Genomic DNA, 18,745 nt, shown 5'->3' with positions numbered 1-18,745 from the left:
GCCGGGCACGGCTGAACCCACCTCACGGGCCGGTGGGTTCAGCCGTCAGACGCCGTAGCCGTCGGAGTAGCCGTCGACGCGGTGGTGGCGGGGTTCCTCCTCCACCACCGGTGTCGTCGGCGGGACCACCACGCGGCGGCGGCGGGCTATTCCGCTGAACGTCGCCACGCCGATCAGGCCCACGGCCATCAGGATCAGGCCGACGACGGTGAGGTTGACGCCCTGCATGTGCCAGTCGGTCGCGAACGTCAGAATGGCCCCCACGGCGATGAGGATGATGCATCCGCCGAGACCCATGAGACCTCGCCTCCCCTTCTGGTTCCGGAATCTCCGGTGCCCTCCGGGTACCCGGCGAGGCCCCGACTAGCCCTCCAGGAAGGCGGTCAGGGCGTTCGCCAGGAGGAACGGGTCGTCTGCGCCGCACAGTTCACGGACGCTGTGCATGGAGAGGATCGCCACGCCGATGTCGACCGTGCGGATGCCGTGCCGGGCCGCGGTGATCGGGCCGATGGTGGTGCCGCACGGCATGGAGTTGTTGGAGACGAAGCTCTGGAAGGGGACGTTCGCCTTCTCGCAGGCCGCGGCGAACACCGCGCGGCCCGAACCGTCCGTGGCGTAGCGGTTGTTGACGTTGACCTTGAGGATCGGGCCGCCGTTGACCCGCGGGTGGTGCGTCGGGTCGTGCCGCTCGGCGTAGTTGGGGTGCACGGCGTGGCCCGTGTCGGAGGACAGGGCGACCGTTCCGGCGAAGGCGCGGGCCCGGTCCTCGAACGACCCGCCGCGGGCGAGGACCGAGCGCTCCAGGACGGTGCCGAGCAGCGGGCCGTCCGCGCCGGTGTCCGACTGGGAGCCGTTCTCCTCGTGGTCGAAGGCGGCCAGCACCGGGATGCGGGTGAGCGCGGCACCGGAGGCCGCGGCGACGAGGGCGGCGACACCGGCGTGCACGGACAGCAGGTTGTCCATCCGCGGACCGGCGACCAGCTCGCGGTCCCGGCCGAGGTAGGCGGGCGGCTCCACCGGGTACGTCATCAGGTCCCAGCCGGCCACCGAGCCCGACGTCAGCCCGGCCTCCTGCTCCAGGAAGGCGATGAGTTCGCCGTCCCGCACCTCGTTGCCGAGGCCCCAGACCGGCTGGAGGTGGCGCTGCTTGTCCAGCTTGAGCCCCTCCGAGCTGACCGAACGGTCCAGGTGGATGGCGAGCTGCGGCACCCGCAGCAGCGGCCGGTCCACGTCGACCAGGACCGAGGAGCCGTCGCGCAGGGTCAGCCGGCCGGCCAGGCCGAGATCCCGGTCCAGCCAGGAGTTCAGCAGCGGGCCGCCGTAGATCTCGACGGCGACCTGCCGCCAGCCGTGCGCGCCGCTGTCCGGGCGCGGCTTGACCCTGAGGTTCGGGGAGTCGGTGTGCGCGCCGACGATGTGGAAGGGGGTGTGCGGCTCGGCGCCCTCGGGCACGTACCAGGCCACGATCGCGCCGCCGCGCAGCACGTACTTGCCGCCGTACGTCCCGTCCCAGGCGTCCGTCTCCGCCACCTGCCGGAAGCCCGCCTTCTCCAGCCGTGCGGCGGCGTTCGCCACGGCGTGGTACGGCGTCGGGCTCGCCGCCAGGAAGGACATCAGGTCGTCGGTGTGGCCGCGGTCGAAGGTGAGAGGCGCGCGCGAAGCGCTCCCGGGAGGGGCGGCGGCGGATGACGGGCGGGCTGGTGCGCTCATGGGATTCACCTTAACGACGTGCACGGGCCCGCTCCCGGTAAGGAGCGGGCCCGTGCGAGGAATCGACGGGGTCGTCCGGAACGTCCGGACGTGCGGGTTAGAACGCCGCCTCGTCCAGTTCCATCAGGTCCAGCTCGACGCCCGCGGCGACCTTGCGGGCGAGGGTGACGCCCGGCAGGACGTTCGCCGCGAAGAACTTCGCCGCGGCGATCTTGCCGGTGTAGAACGCCTTGTCCTTCGCCGAGGCCGTGGCCAGCTTCTCGGCGGCGACCGCGGCGCCCCGCAGGAGCAGGTAGCCGACGACGACGTCACCGGAGGCCATCAGCAGGCGGGTGGTGTTCAGGCCGACCTTGTAGATGTTCCTGGTGTCCTGCTCGGTGGCGGCGAGGTCGGTCAGCATCAGGCCGACGATCGCCTCCAGCTCCACGGCCGCCTTGGCCAGGTGCTCGCGGGCGCCGGCCAGCTCCTCGCCGCCGGTGCCGAGGGCCAGGAACTTCTTGATGTCCTCGGCGAGGGAGTTCAGCGCGGCGCCCTGGTTGCGGACGATCTTCCGGAAGAAGAAGTCCTGGCCCTGGATCGCCGTGGTGCCCTCGTACAGGGTGTCGATCTTGGAGTCCCGGATGTACTGCTCGATCGGGTACTCCTGGAGGAAGCCGGAGCCGCCGAAGGTCTGGAGCGACTGGGCGAGCTGCTCGTAGCCCTTCTCGGAGCCGTAGCCCTTGACGATGGGCAGCAGCAGGTCGTTCAGCGCGTGCTCGGCGGAGGCGTCCTCGCCGTTCGCCTCCTTGATCTGGATCGTGTCCTGGACCGAGGCGGTGTGGAGGACGAGGGCGCGCATGCCCTCCGCGTACGCCTTCTGCGTCATCAGCGAGCGGCGCACGTCGGGGTGGTGGGTGATGGTGACCTTGGGCGCGGTCTTGTCCATGAAATTGGCCAGGTCCGGGCCCTGGACGCGCTCCTTGGCGTACTCCAGCGCGTTGAGGTAGCCGGTGGAGAGCGTGGAGATCGCCTTCGTGCCGACCATCATGCGGGCGAACTCGATGATGCGGAACATCTGGCGGATGCCGTCGTGCTTGTCGCCGATCAGCCAGCCCTTGGCGGGGTGCTTGTCGCCGAAGGTCATCTCGCACGTGTTGGAGGCCTTCAGGCCCATCTTGTGCTCGACGTTGGTCGCGTAGACGCCGTTGCGCTCGCCCAGCTCGCCGGTCTCGAAGTCGAAGGTGTACTTCGGGACGAGGAAGAGGGACAGGCCCTTGGTGCCGGGGCCGGCGCCCTCGGGACGCGCGAGCACGTAGTGGAGGATGTTCTCCGACATGTCGTGCTCACCGGAGGTGATGAAGCGCTTCACGCCCTCGATGTGCCAGGAGCCGTCCTCCTGCTGCACGGCCTTGGTGCGGCCGGCGCCCACGTCCGAGCCCGCGTCGGGCTCGGTGAGGACCATCGTCGAGCCCCACTGCTTCTCGACGGCGATCTTGGCGATGTGCTTCTGGACCTCGTTGCCCTCCTCGAAGAGGATGCCGGCGAACGCGGGGCCGGAGGAGTACATCCACACGGCCGGGTTGGCGCCCAGGATCAGCTCGGCGTAGGCCCAGATCAGGGAGCGCGGCGAGGTGGTGCCGCCGATCTCCTCGGGCAGGCCGAGCCGCCAGTACTCGGAGTCCATGAAGGCCTGGTAGCTCTTCTTGAAGGACGCCGGAACGGGCGCGGTGTTGGTCTCCGGGTCGAAGACCGGCGGGTTGCGGTCGGCGTCGGCGAAGGACTCGGCCAGCTCGTTCTCTGAGAGGCGGGTCAGCTCCTCCAGGACGCTCTTGGCGGTCTCGACGTCCATCTCCTCGAACGGGCCGGTGCCGTACACCTTGTCGCGCCCCAGTACTTCGAAGAGGTTGAACTCGATGTCGCGGAGATTCGACTTGTAGTGCCCCATGGCGACGGCTCCGTAGAGGGATCGGCGAGGCACTTGCTCCTCGCACCTAGTTCACGTACCAACAAGTAGCTCCGATGATGCTACCCGCCGGTAATAAGAAGCAACCCCGAACCGGTCATCTGTGACGCGTCTCAAGTGCGCCTCGGGTGCCCCTGTGCGCTTCGGTCGTCCGGGTGAATCCATGCCTCCGTTTAGAGCGCGATATGTAACGCATTCGCTACGTTCAGTGACGGACGGATCCCTTCTCGTGCACGGAGGCACTCATGCGACGACTCCTGACCAGGCTCGGCGGGCTGGCTGCGGCGACGATGCTCACCGTCGGACTCGCCCACCCCTCCCAGGCGGCGGACCCGGCCTACTTCGAGTTCACCGACATCACCCACGAGCGGGCGATCGTCCGGATCGACGACCCGGCCAAGATCCAGCACGCCCGGGACCTGCTCAGCGGCGTGACGAACGAACGCCCCCACCTCATCGGGCGGATCGTCAAGCGTCAGGCGCCGTACAACCCGCGGTGGTCCTTCCACTACAACCCGGACACCGTCGACTTCTTCGACGCCGCCATCGAGGTCTGCGACGCCACCCTCCCCTATGTCGAGGACCATCTGGACGAGGCGGGCGGCGCCTTCCTGCCCGGGCTCTACTGGTGTCCCTGGACGTCCCGGCTGACCCGTGAGGTTTTGGCCCCGTAGGCCGTCCGGGCGGCGGGGCGGCTCGGTACGCTTCTCCCCATGTACGGATACGGCCAGCCCATGGACGGGGGCGGTGCCCAGCAGCAGTACGCCCCGCCGCAGCAGCCGATGGCCGGCGGGTACGGGCAGCAGCCGCCGCTGTACCCCGAGCCGTCGCCGCCCTCGCTCGCGGACGCGGTGCGCGCCTTCACGACCGGGCAGATGTCCGCCGAGGACTTCCAGCAGATCTTCGCCACGTCGAAGGTGTACTGCCCGCGCGGCGACACCCCCGGCTTCCTGGCGCTGCACAACACCCAGCAGCCGGTGATCCCGATGTTCACCTCGCTGAAGGAGCTGCGCCGGTACGCCGGCAAGGAGTCCAAGTACTTCGTCATCACCGGCGCCGAGGTGATCGATCTGCTCCCGACCGGCTACGGCTTCGTGCTGGACATGGAGGGCGAGCACCGGATGGTCTTCGACGCGAAGGCCGTCGAGCAGATGGTCGACTTCGCGATGCGCCGCATGTACGGCTAGACGCCACCGCCAGACGCCACCGCCGCGCGGACGGCGGTCGATCCGCGCGCCCGCGCACCGGGAGCCCGGAGGGAATTCCCTCCGGGCTTTCTCTGTTCTGGGTGGCAAGAAGTTCAACGCTCAACTAAAGTGGGCGTACCAAGGAGGTACCCACCATGCCTGCAGTGACCGTCGAGAACCCGTTGACGCTGCCCCGTGTGACCGCTCCCGCCGACGCCGTGGCCCGCCGCGTGCTCACCGTCACGACCGCTCCGAGCGGTTACGAGGGCGAGGGCTTCCCGGTGCGCCGGGCGTTCGCGGGGATCAACTACCGCCACCTCGACCCGTTCATCATGATGGACCAGATGGGTGAGGTGGAGTACGCGCCGGGCGAGCCCAAGGGCACGCCCTGGCACCCGCACCGCGGCTTCGAGACCGTCACCTACATCATCGACGGCGTCTTCGACCACCAGGACAGCAACGGCGGCGGCGGCACCATCACCAACGGCGACACCCAGTGGATGACCGCGGGTGCGGGCCTGCTGCACATCGAGGCCCCGCCGGAGTCCCTCGTCGTGTCCGGCGGCCTCTTCCACGGGCTCCAGCTGTGGGTGAACCTCCCCGCCAAGGATAAGATGATGGCCCCGCGCTACCAGGACATCCGCGGCGGCAACGTCCAGCTGCTCACCACCCCCGACGGCGGCGCGCTGCTGCGGGTCATCGCCGGCGAGCTGGACGGCCACCAGGGCCCCGGCATCACCCACACCCCGATCACGATGATCCACGCGACCGTCGCCCCGGGCGCGGAGATCACCCTGCCGTGGCGGGAGGACTTCAACGGTCTGGCGTACGTCCTCGCGGGCCGCGGCAGCGTCGGCGCGGAGCGCCGCCCGATCCACCTGGGCCAGACGGCCGTCTTCGGCGCCGGCTCCTCGCTCACCGTCCGCGCGGACGAGAAGCAGGACTCGCACACCCCGGACCTGGAGGTCGTCCTCCTCGGCGGACAGCCCATCCGGGAGCCGATGGCCCACTACGGCCCGTTCGTCATGAACACCAAGGACGAACTGATGCAGGCCTTCGAGGACTTCCAGAAGGGCCGGCTCGGCACCATCCCGGCGGTCCACGGGATGACCGAGGGCGGCATCTGACCGCTCCCCGGCGAAGGCGGCGCCCCGCGGACGACCCGCCGGGCGCCGCCGGCTCCCCCTCACGACCCCGGCCGCACACCGGCCGGGGTCGGCGTCTTCTCACCCGCCCGGACCCGTGTCACAGGACAGTTCCCGGTGCCCCGTGATCCGCTGGACGCGTGCAGTTCCTCCCTGACGCCGTCCGCCGGTTCGCCGCCTGGTGCGTCGTGCTGCTGCTCGCCGCCGGGGTCGGATGGGTCGGGGTGCGGCTGTGCGCGGAGTTCCGCACGGCCGTCACACCGGTGCTGCTCGCCCTGCTCGGGACCGCGCTGCTCGGGCCGCTGTACCGGCAGCTCGTGCGGGCGGGGGTGCAGGCGTCGGTGGCGGCCGGGCTCACCTGCGTCGCCGTCGTGGCCGTCGTCGGCGGCGCCGTGTACATCGTCGTCGCCGCGCTCGTGGACACCGGCGCGGAGATCCTCGCCTCGCTGCGGCGCGCGGCCAAGGGGGTCGCACGGCACTTCGGCGCCGCCGGGACGAGTCTGGACGACCTCGCCGCCAACGCCCGGCAGCTGCTGGGCAAGTTCGGCGGCACCGCCGCGTCCAACGTCATCAGCGGCGTCAGCGTCGTCGCCGAGTCCATCGCCATGGCCGTGCTCGCCCTGCTGCTCGTCTTCTTCTTCCTGCGCGACTCCCACCGCGCCGTGGCCGGCCTGCGCTCGCTCGCGCCCGGCGGCAGCGCCGAGCTCCTGGAGGCCATCGCCCGGCGGTCCTTCGCCGCGGTGGAGGGCTTCATGCGCGGCACGACCTTCATCGCGCTCATCGACGCCCTGTGCATCACGGTCGGCCTGCTGATCCTGCGGGTGCCCGGTGCGATCGGGCTCGGCGCGCTCGTCTTCGTCGGCGCCTACATCCCCTACCTCGGCGCCTTCCTCTCCGGCGCGGTGGCCGTGCTGGTCGCCCTCGCCGACCGGGGCTTCGTCATCGCCCTGTGGGTGCTCGGGGTGGTGCTCGCGGTGCAGGTGCTGGAGGGGCATGTGCTGCAACCGGTGATCCAGAGCCGGACCGTGCAGATGCACCCGGCCGTGGTGATGGTGACGATCACCGCGGGCGCCTCCGTGGCGGGCGTCCTCGGCATGCTCCTCGCCGTCCCGCTGACCGCGGCGGCCTTCGGGGCCGTCCAGGAGCTGCGGGGGCGTCAGGCCACCTCCTCCGACGCCCCGGCCCCGGAGCCCCCCGGTTCGTAGAGCTCGAACCAGATGCTCTTGCCCTCGCCCCGCGGGTCCACCCCCCAGCCGTCCGCGAGGAGTTCGATCAGCATCAGGCCGCGCCCGGAGGAGGCCAGTTCACCGGGGCGGCGCTTGTGCGGGAGGTCGTCGCCGGTGTCGAAGACCTCCACCCGCAGCCGCCGCCCGGTGCCCTCGCCCATGACCTCCGCGAGCAGCAGCGCGTCGGCGTCCGTGTGCACCAGCACGTTGGTGACCATCTCCGAGACCAGCAGCACCGCCGAGTCCACCTGCTCGGCCGACGCCCAGTCGTGCAGCAGCCCGCGCAGGTGCTGGCGGGCCTCGGCGATACGCTCCGGCTCGTCCTGCGCCACCGACAGCAGCGTGCGCCGCACCGCCGGCCGTACCGCGACGGTGCCGCCGCGCTCGCGGCCCTCCCCCGGCCGGCACAGCAGCAACAGCGCGATGTCGTCCTCGCGGCGGTCGGCCAGCGGGCCGGTGGTGTGGTGCGAGGACGGCCCGTGCACCCCCTGCACCAGCGCGTCGGCCAGCGACTCCAGGTCGCCCTCGTGGTCCTCCAGGATCGCCCGCAGCCGGCGCCAGCCGCTCTCCATGTCGTGCCCGCCGGTCTCGATCAGGCCGTCGGTGCACAGCATCAGCGTCTCACCGGGTTCGAGCGTGAACCGGGTCGTCGGGTAGTCGGCGTCCGGGTCGAGGCCCAGCGGCAGCCCGCCCGCCGTCGGCCGCGTCATCACCGTGCCGTCCGTCATCCGGATCACCGGGTCGGGATGCCCGGCGCGGGCGATCTCCAGCCGGCCGGTCGGCGGATCTGCCTCCACGTACAGGCAGGTCGCGAAGCGGAGGTCGGTCAGCGCGTCCTCCCCGGCGTCCTGGGTGAGGCCGTGCAGGAAGCGGGAGGCGCGGGTGAGGACCGCGTCCGGGCGGTGCCCCTCGGAGGCGTAGGCGCGCAGCGCGATCCGCAGCTGGCCCATCAGGCCGGCCGCGCGCACGTCATGGCCCTGGACGTCCCCGATGACCAGGGCGAAGCGGCCGGAGGGCAGCGGGATCATGTCGTACCAGTCGCCGCCGACCTGGAGTCCGCCGCCGGTCGGGATGTACCGGGCGGCCACCCGCATCCCGGGGACCTCGGGGCCGAGCGACGGCAGCATGGAGCGCTGGAGGCCCTCCGTCAGCTCCCGCGCGGACTCGGCGGCACCGGCCCGGGACAGCGCCTGGGCGAGCATCCGGGCGACCGTCGTCAGCACCGCGCGCTCGTCCGGGGTGAACGCCACCGGATAGGTGAAGGCGGCCATCCAGGCGCCCATCGTGCGCCCGCCCGCCGTCAGGGGCAGGAACGCCCAGGAGCGGCGCCCGAAGTGCCGGGCGAGCGGCCAGGTCGCCGGGTAGCGGTCCCGGTACTCCTCGGGCGAGGACAGGTACACCGCACGGCCGGTGCGGACGACCTCGGCCGCCGGATAGTCGGTGGCCAGCGGCATGTTCGAGAAGGGGCCCATGTCGGCGGGGGTGTGCCCGTGCTGCCCGGTGACCGTCAGCCAGTCGCCCTCGACGCCGAACACCACGAGCCCGTCCGGCGAGAACCCCGGCATCGACAGGGCGCCCGCGACCCGCAGCACCTCCGCCGTGGACCGGGCCTCCGCCAGCGCCCGGCCCGCGTCCAGCAGGAACGCCTCCCGGGAGCGCCGCCAGTCCCCGGTGACCGCGCTGCGGCCGGCCGCCGTGCCCGGGGTCGGCTCGGTCACCTCCTGGAGGGTGCCGATCAGCTCGTACGTGTGCCGCTCGGGGTCGAAGGTCGGCTTCGACCGGCTGCGCACGACCCGCAGGATGTTGCCGTCCCCGTCCATGATCCGGATGCGCACCTCGGCGAGGGTGCCCTCGGCGACGGCCAGCCGCACCACGCCGGTGATCTCGTTCCAGTCGACCGGGTGGAAGCGGGCCCGGGTCTGCGCCTCCGTGAGGGTGGCCGGCTCCGCTGGCAGGCCGAGCAGCCGCGCCGCCTCCGCGTCCACGGTGACCAGCCCGGTGTCCGTGTCCCAGTGCCAGAGCCCGGTCGCGAGGGCGGCGAGGACGTCCTCCACGGACGGCAGCGGCTCACCTGTGCGCATTGCCCCACTTTATGGAGAGGTGTACGAAGCCTGCCACCGTAGGAGGGCGAGCGGTACGGGCGGTAATGGTGGGAGCCGATCTTGGGGTGCCCGGTACCCTTGGGATGGCCTAGGCCGTACCCGCCTGGCGACACCCGATCCGCAAAGACTGGATGAACGACGATGCATCGGTACAGGTCCCACACCTGCGGCCAGCTCCGCGCCTCTGACGTCGGCACCGACGTCCGGCTGAGTGGCTGGCTGCACAATCGGCGCGACCTGGGCGGCATCCTCTTCATCGATCTCCGTGACCACTACGGCATCACGCAGCTGGTCGCGCGCCCGGGCACCCCGGCGTACGAGGCCCTGGACAAGATCTCCAAGGAGTCCTCGGTCCGTGTCGACGGCCGCGTTGTTTCACGTGGAACCGAGAACGTGAACCCCGACCTGCCCACCGGCGAGATCGAGGTCGAGGTCGCCGAGGTCGAGCTGCTCGGCGCGGCGCAGCCCCTGCCCTTCACCATCAACACCGAGGACGGGGTCAACGAGGAGCGGCGCCTGGAGTACCGCTTCCTGGACCTGCGCCGCGAGCGCATGCACCGCAACATCATGCTGCGCACGTCCGTGATCTCCGCGATCCGCCAGAAGATGGCGGCGATGGGCTTCAACGAGATGGCGACGCCGATCCTGTCCGCCACCTCCCCCGAGGGCGCCCGCGACTACGTGGTCCCCTCCCGGGTGCACCCGGGCAAGTTCTACGCGCTGCCGCAGGCCCCGCAGCAGTTCAAGCAGCTGCTGATGATCTCCGGCTTCGACCGCTACTTCCAGATCGCGCCCTGCTTCCGCGACGAGGACGCCCGCGCCGACCGCTCGCCCGGCGAGTTCTACCAGCTCGATGTCGAGATGAGCTTCGTCGAGCAGGAGGACGTCTTCCAGCCGATCGAGAAGCTCATGACGGAGCTGTTCGAGGAGTTCGGAGGCGGCCGTCACGTCACCTCTCCGTTCCCCCGCATCCCGTTCCGCGAGGCGATGCTGAAGTACGGCTCGGACAAGCCGGACCTGCGCGCCAAGCTGGAGCTGGTCGACATCACCGACGTCTTCGAGGGCTCGGAGTTCAAGGCCTTCGCGGGCAAGCACGTGCGCGCGCTGCCGGTGCCGGACGTCTCCGCGCAGCCCCGCAAGTTCTTCGACCAGCTCGGTGAGTACGCCGTCGAGCAGGGCGCCAAGGGCCTGGCCTGGGTGCGCGTGGCCGAGGACGGCTCGCTCTCCGGCCCGATCGCGAAGTTCCTCACCGAGGCGAACGTCGCCGAGCTGACCAAGCGTCTCTCCCTGGCCCCCGGCCACGCCGTCTTCTTCGGCGCCGGCGAGTACGACGAGGTCTCGAAGATCATGGGCGCGGTCCGTGTGGAGGCGGCCAAGCGCGCCGGCCACTTCGAGGACGGCGTGTTCCGTTTCTGCTGGATCGTCGACTTCCCGATGTACGAGAAGGACGAGGAGACCGGCGGGATCGACTTCTCCCACAACCCCTTCTCGATGCCGCAGGGCGGCCTGGAAGCCCTCCAGACCCAGGACCCGCTGGACGTCCTGGGCTGGCAGTACGACATCGTCTGCAACGGCGTCGAGCTGTCCTCCGGCGCGATCCGGAACCACGACCCGGAGATCATGCTCAAGGCCTTCGAGATCGCGGGCTACGACCGGGAGACCGTCGAGGAGAAGTTCGCGGGCATGCTGCGCGCGTTCCGCTTCGGCGCCCCGCCGCACGGTGGCATCGCCCCGGGTGTGGACCGGATCGTCATGCTCCTCGCGGACGAGCCCAACATCCGCGAGACGATCGCCTTCCCGCTCAACGGCAACGCCCAGGACCTGATGATGGGCGCCCCGACCGAGCTGGACGAGTCCCGCCTGCGCGAGCTGCACCTGACCATCCGGAAGCCGCAGCCGAAGTAAGCGACCGAGAGACCCCCGGCCGTGCGCGCCGATCCGTCCTGACTCGCTCTCGACGATCGGCGCGCACAGCCGTCTCCGGGCCCGGTGACAGCTTCCGTCCCCTCAAGGTGGTCGACGCGGAGCCCACGTCGACGGCCCGGGACGGACACCGGGTACGAGGGCGGCTGATCCGGCTCACCCGCCCTGCTCGTCGGTCTCGGTGTCCGGGGACGCGCCCTCCTCCAGCAGCCGCTCGGCGATGTCGTCGGACCAGTGCTGGGCCCAGGCGCGCAGGGCGGCGACGGCGGCCTCGTCCAGGCCGTGGCGGAGGAAGTCCCTGTCGGAGTAGAAGTCCGTGCCCGTCAGCCGGGACTGGAGGGTCGGCAGGTCGAACGGGTCATGGGCGTGCCGGCGGCCCAGTTCCTCCAGGGCGGGCAGGGGGAACCGGGCCGCCGCGGCCTGCGCGTCGATGAGGTCGACGGCGGCGCCCCGGTCGTACAGGGCGCGGATCTTCGTGCCGACGGCGTCCGCCAGGGAGAGCGCCGGGCCGTACCCGGTCAGTTCCGGCGGCTGCCAGAACGCCTCCTTGTGCAGCGCGAGCGCGCACGGCTCGCCGGTCGGCGGGTCCGTGACCGTCAGCTGTGCGGTGCGCGCGGTGACCGCGCCGGTCCGCACCCGCCGCCCCCGCGCCTCCAGGGCCGCGCCGACGGCACCGGCGATGTGCTCGATGGCCTCGGCGCTCTCGGTGGCGAAGTCCAGGTCGGCGTGCGGGCGGCGGAGCAGTCCGTGCGCCTGGAGGGCGTAGCCGCCGGCCAGGACCAGACCGTACGGGCCGCCCACGGCGACGACGTCCGCGAGGAGCCGGCGATGGGGTTCGGGGATGTCCACACCAAGATCTTTCCGGCTTCCGGCCGCTCATGCGCGACGAGCGGCAACTTTCCCCGCCGCGGCGGCCACTGAGGAGGCGTAAGGCGCGTACGGCAGATCCCTGAGGAATCCTCCGTGGCAGCTCCCTCCCACCGCCGGAAGGGCCCGGGAAGCGCGCGCTTCCCGGGCCCTTCCGCTCGTGCCACGGCTCAGGCGGCCGGCTTCTCCTCAAGGCGCGGGAAGAGGACCGCGCCCTTGGTGACCGTGGAACCCGCGGGCAGCTTGCCCCACTCGCCCGCGTCCTGGATCCGCTGCCCGGCCAGGGCGCCGAGGCCGGCCTCCGCGCCCAGGGACTCCCAGAGCTTCTGGGAGGTCTGCGGCATGACCGGGTTCAGCAGCACGGCCACCGCGCGGAGGGCTTCCGCGGCCGTGTAGAGGATCGTCGCGAGGCGGGCCCTGCCCTCCTCGGACTCGTCCTTGGCCACCTTCCACGGCTCCTGCTCCGTGATGTAGCCGTTGACCTGCTTGACGAAGTCGAAGACGGCCAGGATGCCGCCCTGGAAGTCCAGCTCCTCGCCGATGCGGCGGTCCGCCTCGGCCACGGCCTTGGCCAGGCCGTCGTGGATCGCCTTCTCCGCCTCGCCGTCGGCGGCCGACGCCGGCAGCGTGCCGCCGAAGTACTTGCCGACCATGGCGGCCACGCGGGAGGCGAGGTTGCCGAAGTCGTTGGCCAGCTCGGAGGTGTACCGGGCGGAGAAGTCCTCCCAGGAGAAGGAGCCGTCCTGGCCGAAGGCGATGGCCCGCAGGAAGTACCAGCGGTAGGCGTCCACGCCGAAGTGCGAGGTGAGGTCCTGCGGCTTGATGCCGGTCAGGTTCGACTTCGACATCTTCTCGCCGCCGACCATCAGCCAGCCGTTGGCCGCGATCCTGCCGGGGAGCGGCAGGCCCTGCGCCATCAGCATGGCGGGCCAGATCACCGCGTGGAAGCGGAGGATGTCCTTGCCGACCAGGTGGACGTCGGCGGGGAACGTGGCCTCGAACTTCTCCTGGTTCTCGTTGTAGCCGACCGCCGTGGCGTAGTTGAGCAGCGCGTCGACCCACACGTAGATCACGTGCTTGTCGTCCCAGGGGATCGGGATGCCCCAGTCGAAGGTCGAGCGGGAGATGGAGAGGTCCTGGAGGCCCTGGCGGACGAAGTTCACGACCTCGTTGCGCGCGGACTCGGGCTGGATGAAGCCCGGGTTGGCCTCGTAGTGGGCGAGGAGCTTGTCGGTGTACTCGCTCAGCTTGAAGAAGTAGTTCTCCTCGCTGAGGATCTCCACCGGCTTCTTGTGGATCGGGCACAGCTTCTGGCCCGCGTACTCGCCCTCGCCGTCGAGCAGTTCGCCGGGGAGCTTGTACTCCTCGCAGCCGACGCAGTACGGGCCCTCGTAGCCGCCCTTGTAGATCTCGCCCTTGTCGTACAGGTCCTGGACGAATTCCTGGACGCGGTCGGTGTGCCGCTTCTGCGTGGTGCGGATGAAGTCGTCGTTCGCGATCTCCAGGTGCTCCCAGAGAGGCTTCCAGGCCTCGGTGACGAGCTTGTCCGCCCACTGCTGGGGCGTGACCCCGTTCGCCTCGGCCGTGCGCATGATCTTCTGACCGTGCTCGTCCGTGCCGGTGAGGTACCACACCTTCTCGCCGCGCTGACGGTGCCAGCGGGTGAGCACGTCGCCTGCGACGGTCGTGTAGGCGTGGCCCAGGTGAGGAGCGTCGTTGACGTAGTAGATGGGGGTGGAGACGTAGTACGCCTTGCCACCCTGCTTCTCGGATCCAGTGGCCGCCATAAGTCGAAATCCTACTGGCCCGCCGAAGATCGACTCACATGTGTTTCGGGGGGTGGACGGGTGTCCACCCCCCGGTCGGGCTCACGGGCTCACGGGCGCCAGGTGGCCAGTACGCCCTCGTAGAGCTCCGTGTCGGTGAGCTCGCGCGGGGTCGGGCCCGCGTGGAAGAAGGACGTGTTGCCGGTCTTCAGCTTGCGGAGGTAGTCGAAGGCCTTGTTGTCGTGGTCACCGAAGGCGACGAAGGAGAAGAAGAGGGCGGGGCGCCGGGTGGCGGCCTCGGTGAGCGACTGGGTGGCGGGGGTCTTGGCGTCCGGGGCGCCGTCGGTCTGGAACACGACCAGGGCGGGGGTGCCGGGCGCGGCGTGCTCCTCGTAGTGCGCTACGACGGCCTGTACGGCGGCGTGGTAGCTGGTACGGCCCATGCGGCCGAGGCCGGCGTGGACGTCGTCGATCTTCGTCTCGTGGTCCGGGGCGAGGGTGAGGTCGGTGGTGCCGTCGACCTCCGTGGAGAAGAAGACGACGTGGACCGCGGCCTCGGGGTCGAGGTGGGCGGCGAGGGCGAGGGTCTGGTCGGCGAGGGCCTGGGCGGAGCCGTCCTTGTAGTACGGCCGCATGCTCGCGGAGCGGTCGAGGACGAGGTAGACCTTGGCGCGGGTGCCGGTGAGGTCGGTCTTCTTGAGGGTGGTCGTGGCGGCCTTGTAGGCGGTGGTGAGGGACGGGGCGCGGTTCCGTACCCGGGTGAGCGGGGTGGCCGGCTGGGGCTTGGGCTCCGTCTCGGCGGGTTCCTCCGGTGCGGGTGCGGGTGCGGGTGCCGGTGCAGGTTGTGGGTCGGTCTCGGGTTCGCGGGTTGCCTGCGGTGCCGGTGCCGGCTGCGGGTCCGCCTCGGCTTCGCCTTCGGCGTCCGGGTTCCCACCCGCACCACCCGTGCGGCTTTCGTCGTCGGCTGCGGGTGGCCCCTGGGGGGCTTCCTCGCCGTCGGCGGCCTGCGGGGCGGTGGTCGCCTCGGCGGTTACGGTCGCTTCGTCGGCCTCCGCTTCCGCGTCCGCCTCCGGCTCCGCCTCAGCCTTCACCGGAGCGGCAACCTCCGCCTCCGGCTCGATCACCGGTTCCGCGTCCGCCTCCGGCACGGTCGCCGGTTCTGCCTCCGCCTCCGGCTCGGTCTTCTCCGTGCCGACCGCCGACTCGGGCTCGGTCTCCTCGGTCGGCTGCTCGGGCTCGGGTTCCTCGGTCGTCCCCTCGACCTTCGGCTCGGGCTCCTCGACCGCCGACTCGGGCTCGGGCTCCGGCTCCTCGGCCGTCGACTCGGCCTTCAGCTCCGACTCCTCGGTCGCCGACTCGGGCTCGGGCTCCTCGGTCGTTCCCTCGGCCTTCGGCTCGGGTTCCTCGGTCGTCTCCTCGGGCTTCGGCTCGGGTTCCTCGGTCGTCTCCTCGGGCTTCGGCTCGGGTTTCGTCGGAGTTGTCGGTGGGGTCTTCTCTTCCGCCTCGGCCGGGGGCTGCTGGTCGGGCTTGGTCTCGGTTTGGGCGGGGGTGGGCGCTTCGGGGATCTCCTCCTCGGCCGTCACCGGGTTCGCCGGCTCGGCAGGGGCGGTCTTCACCTTGTCGAAAGCCGCTGCCACCAGCTCGTGTTCCTCGGCCGCCGCCACCGGTTCGGGTTCCTCGGTGGGGGTGTGGCGGGGTTCCGGGACCGACGGGGAGTGCGCGGGGGTCTCGGTCGCACCCTCCGGCTCGGTGGCTCGTGCTTTGCGTGAGCGGCCGAACGCGTTCCGCAGGAGAGTGAGAATGCCCATGTGCGCAACCCTTCGTGAGGTGTAGCCGTCAATCCCTGGCCAGGACGGACACGTAAGGTTAGCGGCCCCGGATTACGGGGGCGGTCAGCGCGGGGACGTGATCGAGCGGGCCGCCGCGACCTCCTGACGCAGGGGCTCCAGGACACTGCCCGCCGGGCCGGTCAGGTCGGTGCGGACGGCGATGAGGGTCTCCGCGTTCCGTACGCCCTCCGCCAGTTCCCGCAGTTGCAGGGTGACCTGGGTGATCTCCGCCGTGGAGGGCGCCGCCGCCCCGTGGCGGACACGGACGCGGGCGGCCGTCGTGGCGTCCACGATCCGTTCCACGGCGACGACCAGCGGCCACCACGCGGCGGCGCGCCGGCCGGTCGGCGGGGGTTCGGTCAGGGCCCGCTGGAACTCCGTCCGGATGACGGACAGGTCGCGGTAGAGGCGGCGGCGCATGCGGGCCCGGGCGGACGGGTCGGCGTGCGGGCCGAAGGCGGCCTCGACGTACGCCGCCGTGTCGGCCACCGCGTCGGCGAGGCGGTCGCCGACCCGGGTGTGCCAGCTCTCGGGCCACAGGAGGTAGCCGGCGGTCAGGGCGATGGCGCAGCCCAGGAGGGAGTCGGCCAGCCGGGGCACCAGCAGGGCCGTGCCCTGGTGGTTGAGGACGTCGGACAGGATGAGGATCACCGGGGTGATGGCGGCCGTCTGGTAGCCGTAGCCCCGGGGGGTGAGGGCCGGGATGAGGGGGGCCAGGAGGAAGAGGACGGGGACGTCCCACCAGCCGAGCGGGACCTCGGCCAGCACCACCGCCGCGATCAGCAGACCGGCCACCGTGCCGAGCGCGCGCAGCAGCGCGCGGGAGAAGACCGAGCCGAAGTCGGGCTTGAGGACGAAGGTGATGGTCAGGGCGACCCAGTAGGAGCGCGGGACGGGGATCAGGGAGACCAGGGCCTGCGCGATGCCGATGCAGACGGCGAGCCGTACGCCGTAGCGCCAGGAGTTGGCGGACAGCACGACGTTGCGGGCCGCGCGGGCGGTGCGGATGCCGAGGGCGGCCGGCCGGCCCAGGCGGTCGTCGATGCCCCGGGGGTCCACGTCGGGGGCGGTGACGACCTCGGCGGTGTGGCGCAGGGCGTGGTCCACCGCCCGTGCCGTCTCCGTGGTGGGCACGGGAAGGTGCAGGGGCGGGAGGGTGCTCGCCCCGGTGGCGACGGCGTCGGCCAGGTGGCGGAAGGCTTCCGGAATCTCCGGGGGGAGCGGGCGGGCCGCCAGGTGGGCCGCCGGGGCCGCCTCGATCACCGGGGTGATCGCGTTCAGCTGGGCGAGGAGGCGGGTGAGGTCCGGGCTGCGGCCGTGGTGGCGGGCGCGCCGGGCCAGGATCAGGTCGTACGACTGGTTCAGGGAGTGGGTGACGGTGCGGCGGGCCGCCTCGTACTCCTCGGTGCGGTCGGTGCCGGCGGTGGCGAGGAGGATGGCGACCGTGCGGTAGGTGGCCGCGACCGCGGCCCGTTCGGGCACGCCCGCGCGCAGCGGCCAGGCCAGCAGCCCGAAGGCGAGGACGAGGAGGCCGCCGCCGGTCAGCAGGGCCGGGGCGAGCCACCAGGGGGAGGGGAGCGGGAGTCCCGCGCCCACCACGCAGTTCAGCAGCAGGACCAGGCCGGAGACCGAGGCGACCGCGCCGATCGTGGAGATCATGCCGGAGACCAGGGCGACGCCGGTGACCGCGGCCACCGCGTACCAGCCGTGCCCGTACACCAGGGTGCCCAGGGTCACGCCGACCGCGCCGAAGAACTGCGGTACGGCGATGTTGAGGACGCGCATGCGGTAGGCGTCGGCGGTGTCGCCGATGACGCCGGACAGGGCGCCCATGGAGGCGAGGGCGCCGTAGGCCGGGCGGCCGGCGGCGAGGCCGAGCGCCAGCGGGAGGGCCATGGCGAGGGCGGCGCGGGCCACGGCGGCCCCGTTGACGGGGGCCTGCTGGGGTTTGAGGTTCCGGACCAGCCAGTCGGGAGGGGTGAGGCTGAGGGGGAACTCTCGCGACATGCGCCCATTATCGCCGGGTTGATCCATTCGGGTCAGGCCCGAGCGTGCAGAGTCCGGTTCCGTCAGCGCACGGTCCGGTCCCGTGGGTGCAGGGCGAGGTCCACGACGAGGGCGCGGTGGTCGGTGCCGGACACGCGCGGGAAGCGGGCGCCGGTGGCGGTGAAGTCCCGGGACACCAGCACGTGGTCGATCTGGGCGCCGATGACGGAGGCGGTGCGGGACGGCCAGGTCGGGGTGCGGTCGTGGCCGGCGAGGCGGGCCGCGTCGGTGAGACCGGTGTCGAGGACGCGCCGGAAGGCCGCGTGGTCCTGGGAGGCGTTGAAGTCCCCGGCGAGGACCAGGGGGCCGTCGTCGTGGGCGGCGGCGAAGGCGCGGAGCCGGGCGAGTTCGCGGCGCCACGGGCCCACCTGGTCCGGCAGCGGGGGCACGGTGTGGACGAGCTGGAGGCGTACGGCGTGTCCGCGCACGTCGGCCACGGCGCCGGGCATGCCCAGCGTGCCGCGGACGCCCGCGGCGGGACCGAGCGGGAAGCGGCTCAGGATGAGGGAGCCCTTGGAGCCGTCCTCCTCGACGGCCCGGCGGTGCGGGTAGACGCTTCCGAAGTCCCCTTCCAGGGCGGCCCGGCAGCCGGAGGTGCACTCCTGGACGAGGACCACGTCCGGCCGCCGGTCGCGCAGGAGAGGGACCAGGGCGGGCGTGCCGCGGCCGGACTCGACGTTGGCGGTGAGCACGCGGAGCCGGGCTAGGGGCGGCCCGCCGGGCTCGGCGGTCTTGCCGTACGGCTCCAGGTACCAGGCGAGCAGGCCGAGGATGGCGACCCCCCAGACCAGGCCCGGCCACCAGCGGGCGAGCAGCGCGCACAGCAGCGCGAAGCCGGCCGGTGCGAGCAGCCAGGGCAGGAAGGCGAGCAGCTGGGGCACGGGGGTGATGCCGTCGGTGTCGGCGACCCGGCAGCCGACGACCACGCTCACCCCGGCGAGCAGCAGCCCGGCGCACCAGGCGCCGGGCCCGCGTCCGGAGTGCTGGGTCACGCGAGCGAGC

At 71.7% G+C, this 18,745-nt stretch carries 14 protein-coding genes; 5 read left to right on the top strand and 9 right to left on the bottom strand.

Features of this window, described 5'->3' with window-relative positions:
- Positions 1 to 45: 45 nt before the first annotated feature.
- The 3 genes from AQJ11_RS17000 to AQJ11_RS16990 all read right to left on the bottom strand — a co-directional run bounded on the left by AQJ11_RS17000 (position 46) and on the right by AQJ11_RS16990 (position 3,634).
- The gene (locus AQJ11_RS17000; protein ID WP_014673852.1) at positions 46 to 297 is read right to left on the bottom strand and encodes a DUF6458 family protein; all 252 of its coding nucleotides are present in this window, start codon (positions 295 to 297) and stop codon (positions 46 to 48) included.
- A gap of 66 nt (positions 298 to 363) precedes the next feature.
- Positions 364 to 1,710 (bottom strand): M18 family aminopeptidase, encoded by a 1,347-nt coding sequence (locus tag AQJ11_RS16995; RefSeq protein ID WP_078611782.1) that lies wholly within the window; start codon positions 1,708 to 1,710, stop codon positions 364 to 366.
- 97 nt (positions 1,711 to 1,807) lie between these two features.
- The gene (locus tag AQJ11_RS16990) at positions 1,808 to 3,634 is read right to left on the bottom strand and encodes an acyl-CoA dehydrogenase (protein ID WP_014673854.1); all 1,827 of its coding nucleotides are present in this window, start codon (positions 3,632 to 3,634) and stop codon (positions 1,808 to 1,810) included.
- Between the two features lie 263 nt (positions 3,635 to 3,897).
- Between AQJ11_RS16990 and AQJ11_RS16985 the strand changes: the two genes are divergently transcribed.
- From AQJ11_RS16985 to AQJ11_RS16970, 4 genes are all read left to right on the top strand, one after another.
- Complete coding sequence (locus tag AQJ11_RS16985) at positions 3,898 to 4,326, top strand: BP74-related protein (RefSeq protein ID WP_058081203.1); 429 nt, start codon at positions 3,898 to 3,900, stop codon at positions 4,324 to 4,326.
- 39 nt (positions 4,327 to 4,365) lie between these two features.
- Positions 4,366 to 4,839 carry an SseB family protein gene (locus AQJ11_RS16980; RefSeq protein ID WP_041665374.1) on the top strand — a complete coding sequence of 158 codons (474 nt, stop codon included), beginning with the start codon at positions 4,366 to 4,368 and terminating at the stop codon, positions 4,837 to 4,839.
- Positions 4,840 to 4,994: 155 nt separating this feature from the next.
- Positions 4,995 to 5,966, top strand: a complete 972-nt coding sequence (locus AQJ11_RS16975) for a pirin family protein (protein WP_014673857.1) — start codon at positions 4,995 to 4,997, stop codon at positions 5,964 to 5,966.
- A 158-nt stretch (positions 5,967 to 6,124) separates the two neighbouring features.
- The gene (locus tag AQJ11_RS16970) at positions 6,125 to 7,189 is read left to right on the top strand and encodes an AI-2E family transporter (RefSeq protein WP_058081204.1); all 1,065 of its coding nucleotides are present in this window, start codon (positions 6,125 to 6,127) and stop codon (positions 7,187 to 7,189) included.
- On the opposite strand, the gene AQJ11_RS16965 is transcribed toward AQJ11_RS16970, so the two are convergent.
- Positions 7,141 to 9,291 carry a SpoIIE family protein phosphatase gene (locus AQJ11_RS16965; RefSeq protein ID WP_059263619.1) on the bottom strand — a complete coding sequence of 717 codons (2,151 nt, stop codon included), beginning with the start codon at positions 9,289 to 9,291 and terminating at the stop codon, positions 7,141 to 7,143. The genes AQJ11_RS16970 and AQJ11_RS16965 overlap by 49 nt on opposite strands.
- Before the next feature lie 162 nt (positions 9,292 to 9,453).
- Here AQJ11_RS16965 and aspS point away from each other — a divergent pair, with 162 nt between their 5' ends.
- Positions 9,454 to 11,217, top strand: a complete 1,764-nt coding sequence (aspS, locus tag AQJ11_RS16960; protein ID WP_014673860.1) for an aspartate--tRNA ligase — start codon at positions 9,454 to 9,456, stop codon at positions 11,215 to 11,217.
- A gap of 174 nt (positions 11,218 to 11,391) precedes the next feature.
- Here the strand turns inward: aspS and AQJ11_RS16955 are convergent, their stop codons facing one another.
- From AQJ11_RS16955 to AQJ11_RS16935, 5 genes are all read right to left on the bottom strand, one after another.
- Positions 11,392 to 12,084 carry a nucleotidyl transferase AbiEii/AbiGii toxin family protein gene (locus AQJ11_RS16955; protein ID WP_058081207.1) on the bottom strand — a complete coding sequence of 231 codons (693 nt, stop codon included), beginning with the start codon at positions 12,082 to 12,084 and terminating at the stop codon, positions 11,392 to 11,394.
- A 188-nt stretch (positions 12,085 to 12,272) separates the two neighbouring features.
- The gene (metG, locus tag AQJ11_RS16950) at positions 12,273 to 13,889 is read right to left on the bottom strand and encodes a methionine--tRNA ligase (protein ID WP_058081208.1); all 1,617 of its coding nucleotides are present in this window, start codon (positions 13,887 to 13,889) and stop codon (positions 12,273 to 12,275) included.
- 89 nt (positions 13,890 to 13,978) lie between these two features.
- Positions 13,979 to 15,676: a VWA domain-containing protein gene (locus AQJ11_RS16945; protein WP_208616538.1), complete on the bottom strand. Its 1,698-nt coding sequence runs from the start codon at positions 15,674 to 15,676 to the stop codon at positions 13,979 to 13,981.
- A gap of 84 nt (positions 15,677 to 15,760) precedes the next feature.
- On the bottom strand, positions 15,761 to 17,704 hold the full coding sequence (locus AQJ11_RS16940; RefSeq protein WP_059263618.1) for an FUSC family protein: 1,944 nt from the start codon (positions 17,702 to 17,704) through the stop codon (positions 15,761 to 15,763).
- Positions 17,705 to 17,766: 62 nt separating this feature from the next.
- Positions 17,767 to 18,735, bottom strand: a complete 969-nt coding sequence (locus AQJ11_RS16935; protein WP_059263617.1) for an endonuclease/exonuclease/phosphatase family protein — start codon at positions 18,733 to 18,735, stop codon at positions 17,767 to 17,769.
- Between the last annotated feature and the right edge of the window lie 10 nt (positions 18,736 to 18,745).

The organism is Streptomyces corchorusii, from assembly GCF_001514055.1.
Taxonomy (GTDB): domain Bacteria; phylum Actinomycetota; class Actinomycetes; order Streptomycetales; family Streptomycetaceae; genus Streptomyces; species Streptomyces olivaceoviridis.
This window is presented reverse-complemented; position numbering and strand designations above follow the sequence as displayed.